Here is a 9,867-nt window from a genome sequence, read left to right as displayed (position 1 = left end):
TGCCGGGTGGCTCAGGGTGCCGGTGATGGTTGTGGTGTGGCCTTCCTGCACGGTATTACCGGTGAGGGTCAGCGTTACTGCATCGCCGCCATTCGGCGTACCCGGGGTGCCAGGGTTGCCTGGCGTGCCCGGTTCGTCGGTGATCTGCAGGGTCACTGGGTCGCCTTTGACCAGGTTTTCAAAGACCTGTTTGCCGGTGCCTTGCTCGGTGATTCCGTTGATGGCGATGCTTGGAGCACTGCTGCCGACATAGACGTTGTCCGCCAGGACGCCTGACTGCGAGCCACTGACCTGGCCCGCAGGGATGTTGATTACCTCGCCGTTGCTCAGTGTGATGGACAGGCCACCGTGCTGACTCAGATCGGCACCGGCCGGGCCGGTCAGGGTGATGGTGTAGGTCACCGCCTGGCCTTCCACTGCCGGGTTCGGCGAAATGCTCAGCTCGGCCTTCACGGTGTCGACGGTATCGTTCACGGTGATCGTCGTGGTGGCGCTGGTGTTCAGGTTTTCAAAGTTGTGGCTACCGGCATCGGCCACGCTGACGGTCTGGGTTTCACCGTCCTTGAACACATCATCGCTCTGGGCCACGAACGGATTGGTGGTCGCAGTAAGCGCACCCTCGGCAAAGCTCAGGGTCTGGCCGTTGCTCAGGGTGACGGTGAAGGCTTGGCCTGCCGGGTGGCTCAGGGTGCCGGTGATGGTCGTGGTGTTGCCTTCCTGCACGGCATTGCCGGTGAGGGTCAGCGTCACTTCATCGCCGCCATTCGGCGTGCCCGGGGTACCAGGGTTGCCTGGGGTACCCGGCTCGTCGGTGATCTGCAGGGTGACCGGGTCGCCTTTGACCAGGTTTTCAAAGACCTGTTTGCCAGTGCCTTGCTCGGTGATTCCGTTGATGGCGATGCTTGGAGCACTGCTGCCGACATAGACGTCGTTCGCCAGGTTAGCGGTTTGCGACGCGCTGACCTGGCCCGCAGGGATGTTGATCACCTCGCCGTTGCTCAGCGCGATGGACAGACCTCCGTGCTGACTCAGGTCGGCACCGGCAGGACCGGTCAGGGTGATGGTGTAAGTCACTGCCTGGCCTTCCACGGCCGGGTTCGGCGAAATGCTCAGCTCGGCCTTCACGGTGTTGATGGTATCGGTGACCGTGAGGGTCGTGGTGGCACCGGTGTTCAGATTTTCGAAGTTGTGGCTACCGGCATCGCTCACGCTGACAGTCAGGGTTTCGCCGTCACGGTACACATCATCGCTCTGCGCCACGAACGGTGCGGTGGTCGCGGTGGTGGCGTCCTTGGCGAAGCTCAGGGTCTGGCCGTTGCTCAGGGTGACGGTGAACGCTTGGCCTGCCGGGTGGCTCAGGGTGCCGGTGATGGTCGTGGTATTGCCTTCCTGCACGGCATTGCCGGAGAGGGTCAGCGTCACTTCATCGCCACCATTCGGCGTGCCTGGAGTGCCAGGGTTGCCTGGAGTACCCGGTTCGTCGGTGATCTGCAGGGTCACCGGATCACCTTTGACCAGGTTCTCAAAGACCTGTTTGCCGGTGCCTTGCTCGGTGATCCCAGAGATAGCGATGCTCGGAGCACTGCTGCCCACATAGACGTCGTTCGCCAGGTTAGCGGTTTGCGACGCACTGACCTGGCCAGCAGGGATGTTGATCACCTCACCGTTGCTCAGGGCGATGGACAGACCGCCGTGTTGAGTCAAATCGGCACCGGCCGGCCCGGTCAGGGTAATGGTGTAAGTCACCGCCTGGCCTTCCACGGCCGGGTTCGGCGAGATGCTCAGCTCGGCCCTCACGGTATCGACGGTGTCGGTCACAGTGAGGGTAGAAGTTGCACCGGTATTGAGGCTGCCAAAGCCATGATCGCCCGCATTGGTGACGGTGATGTTCTGGATTTCACCGTCCTGGAACACATCATCGCTCTGGGCAGCGAACTCACCGGTCGTTGCGACCGTTTCACCGGCTTTGAACGACAAAGTCTGGCCATTGCTCAGGGTCACCGTGAAATCCCTGCCCGCCGGCTGGCTCAGGGTACCGGTGATGCTGGTCAGCCCCCCTTCCTGCACATTGGTGCTGCTCAGGGTCAGCGTGGCCGCAAGCGGCTGAGGCTCGGGTGGTAATTCAGGTACTAGCACCGCTGCCTGCTGTGCCGGTGTTGCATTGCCCACGAACTCTCGCGCTTGCTCAACAGCAACGCCAAGTGGCCCGGTGGGGAAACCAATGGTGGGGGCGACCGACCCGCCCACTGCTTCAAGCATCACAAACGAATGGCCGCCTCCGATGCCACCAGGGTTCGCACCTGCCCCGGTTGGGCCTGCCGCGGTCGCTTCGAGTGCGGTTGTCGGGTCAGCACCGGCGGCGATGGCTTGTTGCAGCTCGTCAACGGATGGTGCGGCCTGCGCAGTGGCTGCGCTCAGGTCGGCCACGCTATCTGGGGCATCGGCACTCCACTGTGTGTCGCGCCCCAGGTCGAGGATGCGCCCATCGGCCAGTTCCAGGCTCACCGCGCCACCAGGGCCGGTCTGGATCTGTTCACCCGCGAACACTCGATCCCCTTCCACAAGCACACGCTGGGTGCCCTCTGGGGAAATAGCGATTACCTGGCCAACAATACTTTTGACTATGGCGATGCTCAAGGCGGCTCTCCCGGGTAACGTGTGCGATTGGCTTCCATGTTCGGCCATGCTTCGAGTGTTGTCGGCTGGCTACAAGGATGGTTTATTTTTATTAGTGTTTATTTTTTGACGCCAACTATCAGGCTTAGTGATTCAACCTTTATATAACACCGCTATTGATATCAGTTACCCAATAATAAACAACAAAACAAATAATGGCCTAATGACATTTCGATATTAAAGAAGATATTTTTTGCTTCTACCTGCAAGCTACAGCCACCCTACTCGCAATCTGGAGCATTGGTATCAGCGGCTATAGAGAAAGATAAATGCGAGCGTCACTCGTTTCCTCTATTCCGTTTGTCCTCGCTCCGTCCGGGGCGGCCCGAAGCCTGCCCAAAGTGTCAGGTTTTGAAACAGCTTCATGCCTGTTCAGGAGCCGACAGACCTGCAACTTTTTACATCGGGTGCTTGTTCCCCAGCATCTTGCGAGAGCGCTGCATCCAGAGAAGATATTTAACATTCGCGGCCCGACAAGATATTGGCTTGCTCCGAGCACAAAATATTGTCGCGCGTAGAATGGCTCGCCGTCGTTTACGAAACCCCTAACAATCCAGCGGGAACTGGCGCGCGTAGTTATCGTAAATGGGTCAACGACTGGTCACCCGAATAGATTATCAACCGTCTACAGATCGATTTTCCGGACGATAAGTCTATGCGGCTCTGTGAGGGAGCAATTTGTCAGGCTCTCTACATTCAGGCACGAGAGGCCCTCAAACGTGAACAAGCGGCAAGTTCATAGGCCTGAACCGTTCTGCAACTGGAACGCTGATCGAGCGCTCAACCCGATTCACAGTGCTCGTCCATTTGTCTCGCGAGGGAGGCCAAGGGCTTGCTCCCGGGTGAAGGGGCAAGGCCCAAAAAACAAAAAAGCCCTGAATAATCAGGGCTTTAATGAGGAATGATGGCGGAAGCGTAGAGATTCGAACTCTAGGATAGTTGCCCATCGACGGTTTTCAAGACCGTTGCCTTAAACCACTCGGCCACGCTTCCAGCTCGTTTTGCGGCCGCCATAATACCGTAATGAAACAAGCTGTCAAACTCTCTGTGTCGCGGGTTGCGGGAGCTCTGATAGACTCCTAGCATCTGAACGTCTGAAAACCACAGGTTTACCAAGGAGTGTCGCCATGCGCGAACAGGATTACGCCGTACACCACGGCCAGCAGGTCGAGCAGCAGGAGATCAGCAAGGTCCTGCGCAACACGTACAGCCTGCTGGCGCTCACCCTCGCCTTCAGCGGTGTCATGGCCTTCGTGGCCCAGCAGATGCGCGTCGGCTACCCGAACGTGTTCGTGGTACTGATCGGCTTCTACGGGCTGTTCTTCCTTACCAACAAACTGCGTGATTCGGCCTGGGGCCTGGTGTCCACCTTCGCCCTCACCGGCTTCATGGGCTTTATCCTCGGCCCTATCCTCAACCGCTACCTGGGCATGGCCGGTGGCGCCGAGGTGGTCAGCTCGGCATTTGCCATGACTGCCCTGGTGTTCGGCGGCCTGTCGGCTTATGTGCTGATTACCCGCAAGGACATGAGCTTCCTCAGCGGCTTCATCACTGCGGGCTTCTTTGTCCTGCTGGGTGCTGTCGTGGCCAGCTTCTTCTTCCAGATCAGCGGCCTGCAACTGGCGATCAGCGCTGGCTTCGTGCTGTTCTCGTCGGTCTGCATCCTGTTCCAGACCAGCGCGATCATTCACGGTGGCGAGCGTAACTACATCATGGCGACCATCAGCCTGTATGTGTCCATCTACAACCTGTTTGTCAGCCTGCTGCAGCTGTTTGGCATCATGGGTCGTGATGACTGATTGATTGCTGCAAGAGAAAGCCCGCTTCGGCGGGCTTTTTTTATGGGAGCGGGTTCACCCGCGAACACCGGCGCAGCCGGTGCCAGGCACCGCGTTGGTTTCTTCGCGGGTGAACCCGCTCCCACAGGGTCCGCGCAGGTTTCAGGCTTGAACAAACAGCACCAATAATTGACCATAAAGTCAGATAATCAGGCAAATGGTCGTCGATCATGCCGCCATCGTGCTTTTCTCTACCCCAATTCGCCATCACCCCGTAGAATGCGCTCCTTTTTTCTTCCGGGGCAGCTTTTCGCAATGAGCTCACACGAACACAGCCCAGGCGCGGCGGCGCCTGCCAATGAACTGGTGCTTGGTCTTGAGGACAAGCCACGGCTGTTGATCGGCCTGCTGGCAGCACTGCAGCACCTGCTGGCGATCATCGTGCCGATCGTCACCCCTGGCCTGCTGATTTGCCAGGCGCTGGGGGTTTCCGCACGTGATACCAACCTGATCGTCTCCATGTCGCTGGTCATCTCGGGTATCGCCACCTTCGTCCAGTGCAAACGCTTCGGACCGTTCGGTGCCGGGCTGCTGATCGTCCAGGGCACCAGCTTCAACTTCGTCGGCCCGCTGATTGCCGGCGGGGCGCTGATGGTCAAGCAAGGTACGCCGGTGGAAGGCGTGATGGCGGCCATCTTTGGCGTGGTAATCGCCGGCTCGTTCGTCGAGATGGGCGTGTCGCGCATCCTGCCCTTCGTCAAACGCCTGATTACCCCGCTGGTCACCGGCATCGTGGTGCTGATGATCGGCCTGACCCTGATCAAGGTCGGCCTGATCAGCATGGGTGGTGGCTTCGGCGCCATGGCCAATGGCACCTTCGCCAATGGCGAGAACCTGCTGCTGTCGGGCGTGGTGCTGGCGATCATCGTCATCCTCAACCGCATCCCGGTGGTGTGGATGCGCAGCTGCGCCATCGTTATCGCCCTGGCGGTCGGCTATGCGCTGGCCGGTTACCTGGGCCGCCTGGATTTTACCGGCATGCACGAAGCCGCGCTGTTCCAGGTGCCGACGCCGCTGCACTTCGGCCTGGGTTTCTCCTGGGCACTGTTCATCCCGATGCTGGTGATCTACCTGGTAACTTCGCTGGAAGCCATCGGTGACGTCACCGCCACCAGCAAGGTGTCGCGCCAGCCGGTCGAAGGGCCGGTGTGGATGCAGCGGATCAAGGGCGGTGTGCTGGTCAACGGGGCCAACTCGCTGCTGGCCGGTTTGTTCAACACCTTCCCGAGCTCGATCTTTGCCCAGAACAATGGCGTGATTCAGCTGACCGGGATCGCCAGCCGCCATATCGGTATGTGGATTGCCGTGATGCTGGTGCTGCTGGGGCTGTTCCCGAGCGTTGCCGGGGTGATCCAGGCGGTGCCGGAACCGGTGCTGGGTGGTGCGGCCATGGTCATGTTCGGGGCGGTTGCGGCTTCGGGGATCAATATCCTGGCCAGCACTCGCCTGGACCGTCGCGCCCTGCTGATCATCGCTGTATCCCTGGCCCTGGGCCTGGGTGTGGCGCAGGTGCCGGAGTTCCTGGCGCACATGCCGGCGGCGATTCGCAATGTGCTGGAGTCGGGCGTGGCCACCGGGGGTATCTGTGCCCTGGTGTTGAACTGGTTCTTGCCGGAGAGCAAGGAACAGGCTTGAGCCTGGTGTTCGACTGTCAGGGCCATGGGGCTGCTGCGCAGCCCATCGCAGGCAAGCCAGCTCCCACCTCGACCGCACTGATCTGAAGCCATGCGCAGTCCCTGTAGGAGCCTGGCTTGCCAGCGATGAGGCCAGTACAGACAACACAAGGCAGTTGCCCCTACCGGGATAGCGCCGGCCTTCAGATTGGTGCAAGACAAAAAGCCCGCCCCGCCATGCACAAGCGGGCGCGGGCTTTTTTGCTTTATCATGGCACCATTCCTTTTGCATGAGTTATCCATGAAATTCGCTATCGCGGTGTTCTCCCCGGCCCATGCGCCCTCCTCGCGGCGCGCCCTGCGCTACGCCGAGGCGGTACTGGCCGGCGGGCATGAGATTGCCCGGCTGTTCTTCTACCAGGACGGGGTACACAGTGCCTCGGCCAACGTGGTCGCCCCCCAGGACGAGCTGGATGTTGCCAGCCAATGGCGCGAGTTCATTGCAGCCCACCAGCTGGACGCAGTGGTGTGCATCGCCGCCGCCCTGCGCCGTGGCGTGCTCGACGAGGCCGAGGCCAACCGCTACCAGCGCCCGGCCGTGAACCTGCCCAAGCCTTGGGAGCTGTCGGGGCTTGGCCAGCTGCATGAGGCGGCGCAAGTTGCCGATCGCCTTGTCTGCTTCGGAGGCGACTGAAATGGCCAAATCCTTGTTGATCATCAGCCGCCAGGCGCCCTGGAACGGCCCATCGGCCCGTGAAGCACTGGACATCGCCCTGGCTGGCGGCGCGTTCGATCTGCCGCTGGGCATGCTGTTCCTCGATGACGGCGTGTTCCAGCTCGCTGCGGACCAGCAGCCCACCGCCGTGCAACAGAAGAACCTGGCCGCCAACTTGCAGGCACTGCCAATGTTCGGCGTCGAGGAACTGTTCGCCTGCAGCCACAGCCTCACTCGCCGCGGCCTGGCAGCCGACACTCTGACACTGCCGGTGCAAGTGCTGGACGACGCGGCCCTGGCCGCGCTGATCGCCCGTTTCGACCAGGTGGTAACGCTCTGATGACGACCCTGCATGTAATTGCCCACTCCCCGTTTGGCGACGAGCGCCTGGCCAGCTGCCTGCGCCTGCTCGGCACCGACGACGCCCTGCTGCTGTGCGGCGATGCTGTATATGCTCTGCGCAGCGGCAGCGAACCGCACCGCCAGCTGCAAGCCGCCGGCCTGGCCCAGCGCCTGTTCGCCCTGGAAGAAGACGTGCAGGCCCGCGCGGTCGGCAACGAGCTGGCCAAGGCCGTGGACTACGCCGGGTTCGTCGAACTGTCGCTGCATTACGACAAGGTCAACAGCTGGCTATGAATACCCTCAACGTTGGCGATCAGGCGATCGCCCTGGACAAGGACGGCTTCCTGGTCGACCTGCAAGACTGGTCGCATGCCGCCGCCGAGGCTTTGGCCGCGCGCGAGGGCATCCCGTTGACGGCGGACCACTGGGAAATCCTCGAACTGCTGCGCCAGTTCTATCAGGAATACCAGCTGTCCCCGGCCACGCGCCCGCTGATCAAGTACACGGCCCTCAAACTGGGCCCGGACAAGGGCAACAGCCCGCACCTCAACCGCCTGTTCAACGGCACTCCCGCCAAACTGGCCGCCAAGCTGGCGGGCCTGCCCAAGCCGACCAACTGCATATGACAGAACCTCGCCCGCTTACCCTGGAAACCCCCGCCGAACACCCGTTCGCCGAGTTCGTGCGCATTCTTGGCAAAGGCAAGCGCGGCGCGCGTGGCCTGACCCGTGAAGAGGCCCGCACGGCCATGACCCTGCTGCTGGAAGGCAAGGTCGAAGATGCCCAGCTCGGTGCCTTTCTCATGCTGCTGCGGCACAAGGAAGAAAGCGCCGAAGAACTGGCCGGCTTCACCGAGGCCCTGCGCGCCCACTTGCAGGCGCCGCGCATCGCCGTTGACCTGGACTGGCCCACCTACGCTGGCAAGAAGCGCCACCTGCCCTGGTACCTGCTGGCTGCCAAATGCCTGGCCAGCAATGGTGTGCGCATCCTGATGCACGGTGGCGGTGCGCATACCGCCGGGCGCATGTACACCGAGCAACTGCTGTCCTTGCTGGAAATTCCACTGTGCCGTGACTGGGCTGCGGTCAGCCGGGCCCTGGACCAGCAGCGCCTGGCCTTCTTCCCGCTGCAGGACTGGGCGCCGCAGTTGCAGCGCATGATCGACCTGCGCAACACCCTGGGCCTGCGTTCGCCCATCCATTCGCTGGCCCGGGTGCTCAACCCGCTGGCTGCGCGTTGTGGCCTGCAGAGCATCTTCCACCCCGGTTACCAGGCGGTGCACCGCGAGGCCAGCCGCCTGCTGGGCGACCATGCCGTGGTAATCAAGGGTGATGGCGGCGAGATCGAGGTCAACCCCGATGTCATCAGCCATCTGTACGGCACCACCGCCGGCGAAGCCTGGGACGAGGAGTGGCCAGCGCTGAGCGAACGCCGCCACGTGAAGCCGCCAAGCCTGCAGCCCGAGCAATTGCTGGCGGTCTGGCGCGGCGAGGCCGAGGACAGCTACGGTGAATTGGCCGTGGTCGCGACCATCGCCCTGGCCTTGCGCGGCCTGGGCCAGGACCGCGAGCAGGCTTTCGCCATGGCACGCGGTTACTGGGGCGCACGTAACCAATCGAATAACTAGATAGTAAGAGTGCAGTCTTTGCGCTAGTTATTCGAACGTTTTCCCCTAGACTGGGCTCCAACGACAAACAACTTTGCTCCGAGGAGCTCACCATGGGCCTTTTGATCGATGGCCGCTGGCATGACCAGTGGTATGAAAACGGCAAGGACGGCACGTTCAAACGCGAAAACGCCCAACGCCGCAATCAGCTGCCCGCTCCCGAAGCTGGCCGTTACCACCTGTACGTCTCGCTGGCCTGCCCATGGGCACACCGCACCCTGATCTTCCGTGCCCTCAAGGGCCTGGAGCCGTTGATCGATGTGTCGGTGGTCAGCTGGCTGATGCAGGACCATGGCTGGACTTTCGACCAGCAGCAAGGCTCCAGCGGTGACCACCTCGATGCGCTGCAGTATCTGCACCAGCGCTACACACAGGATGACCCGCACTACACTGGCCGCGTGACTGTACCGGTGCTGTGGGACAAGAAAGAGAAACGCATCGTCAACAACGAGTCGTCGGAGATCATCCGCATCTTCAACAGCGCGTTCAACGAACTGACCGGCAATACACTGGACCTGTACCCAGAGCCGCTGCGCCCGACCATCGAGGCGCTGAACGAGCGCATCTACCCGGCGGTAAACAACGGCGTGTATCGCGCAGGCTTTGCCACTACGCAGGAAGCCTATGAGGCCGCGTTTGACGAATTGTTCAACGAACTGGACTACCTGGAAGACTTGCTCAGCCGCAACCGCTACCTGGCCGGGGAATACCTGACCGAGGCCGATGTGCGCCTGTTCACCACCCTGGTGCGCTTCGATGCGGTGTACCACGGGCACTTCAAGTGCAACCTGAGCCGTCTGAGCGATTATCACAACCTGTCGAACTGGCTGCGTGAGCTGTACCAGTGGCCGGGGGTGGCGGGCACAGTGGACATGGAGCATATCCAGAAGCACTACTACATGAGCCACAAGACCATCAACCCGAACGGGATCGTGCCCAAGGGGCCGCTGCAAGACTTCAACCTGCCGCATGATCGGGAGCGGTTGGCAGGCAAGGGGATTTGGCAGGCTTGAGATT

General features: G+C 61.4%; 9 protein-coding genes, 1 tRNA gene and 1 pseudogene. 9 read left to right on the top strand and 2 right to left on the bottom strand.

Going from position 1 to position 9,867, the window contains the following annotated elements:
* Nucleotides 1–2,685, bottom strand: a 2,685-nt coding sequence (locus tag CAG44_RS14465) for a retention module-containing protein (RefSeq protein WP_143516016.1), incomplete at its 3' end; no start/stop codon positions are given.
* Between the two features lie 562 nt (nucleotides 2,686–3,247).
* Here CAG44_RS14465 and CAG44_RS29115 point away from each other — a divergent pair.
* Nucleotides 3,248–3,516, top strand: a pseudogene (locus tag CAG44_RS29115) (IS30 family transposase); the annotation flags it as partial.
* A gap of 65 nt (nucleotides 3,517–3,581) precedes the next feature.
* Here the strand turns inward: CAG44_RS29115 and CAG44_RS14455 are convergent.
* Nucleotides 3,582–3,669 (bottom strand) — tRNA-Ser (locus CAG44_RS14455).
* Between the two features lie 134 nt (nucleotides 3,670–3,803).
* On the opposite strand from CAG44_RS14455, the gene CAG44_RS14450 reads away from it, so the two are divergent.
* From CAG44_RS14450 to CAG44_RS14410, 8 genes are all read left to right on the top strand, one after another.
* On the top strand, nucleotides 3,804–4,475 hold the full coding sequence (locus tag CAG44_RS14450; RefSeq protein WP_003251184.1) for a Bax inhibitor-1/YccA family protein: 672 nt from the start codon (nucleotides 3,804–3,806) through the stop codon (nucleotides 4,473–4,475).
* Between the two features lie 294 nt (nucleotides 4,476–4,769).
* A complete protein-coding gene (locus tag CAG44_RS14440) occupies nucleotides 4,770–6,149 on the top strand; it encodes a nucleobase:cation symporter-2 family protein (protein WP_013973275.1) in 1,380 nt (459 codons plus the stop codon).
* Nucleotides 6,150–6,428: 279 nt separating this feature from the next.
* Nucleotides 6,429–6,821, top strand: a complete 393-nt coding sequence (gene tusD, locus CAG44_RS14435) for a sulfurtransferase complex subunit TusD (RefSeq protein ID WP_061551162.1) — start codon at nucleotides 6,429–6,431, stop codon at nucleotides 6,819–6,821.
* A 1-nt stretch (nucleotide 6,822) separates the two neighbouring features.
* Nucleotides 6,823–7,182, top strand: coding sequence for a sulfurtransferase complex subunit TusC (tusC, locus tag CAG44_RS14430; protein WP_085593358.1), 360 nt, complete (start codon nucleotides 6,823–6,825; stop codon nucleotides 7,180–7,182).
* Nucleotides 7,182–7,478, top strand: a complete 297-nt coding sequence (gene tusB / locus CAG44_RS14425; protein ID WP_046614859.1) for a sulfurtransferase complex subunit TusB — start codon at nucleotides 7,182–7,184, stop codon at nucleotides 7,476–7,478. The genes tusC and tusB overlap by 1 nt, the downstream gene beginning before the upstream one ends.
* Nucleotides 7,475–7,810 carry a TusE/DsrC/DsvC family sulfur relay protein gene (locus tag CAG44_RS14420; protein ID WP_025339766.1) on the top strand — a complete coding sequence of 112 codons (336 nt, stop codon included), beginning with the start codon at nucleotides 7,475–7,477 and terminating at the stop codon, nucleotides 7,808–7,810. The genes tusB and CAG44_RS14420 overlap by 4 nt, the downstream gene beginning before the upstream one ends.
* Nucleotides 7,807–8,811, top strand: coding sequence for a glycosyl transferase family protein (locus tag CAG44_RS14415; protein ID WP_085593356.1), 1,005 nt, complete (start codon nucleotides 7,807–7,809; stop codon nucleotides 8,809–8,811). The genes CAG44_RS14420 and CAG44_RS14415 overlap by 4 nt, the downstream gene beginning before the upstream one ends.
* A 92-nt stretch (nucleotides 8,812–8,903) precedes the next feature.
* Nucleotides 8,904–9,863 carry a glutathione S-transferase family protein gene (locus CAG44_RS14410; RefSeq protein WP_085593354.1) on the top strand — a complete coding sequence of 320 codons (960 nt, stop codon included), beginning with the start codon at nucleotides 8,904–8,906 and terminating at the stop codon, nucleotides 9,861–9,863.
* Nucleotides 9,864–9,867: the final 4 nt, after the last annotated feature.

Source organism: Pseudomonas sp. B13(2017) (genome assembly GCF_002113245.1).
In the GTDB taxonomy this organism is placed as follows: Bacteria; Pseudomonadota; Gammaproteobacteria; order Pseudomonadales; family Pseudomonadaceae; genus Aquipseudomonas; species Aquipseudomonas putida_Z.
Note: the sequence above shows the minus strand (reverse complement) of the source record. Positions and strands in the feature narration are given on the sequence as shown.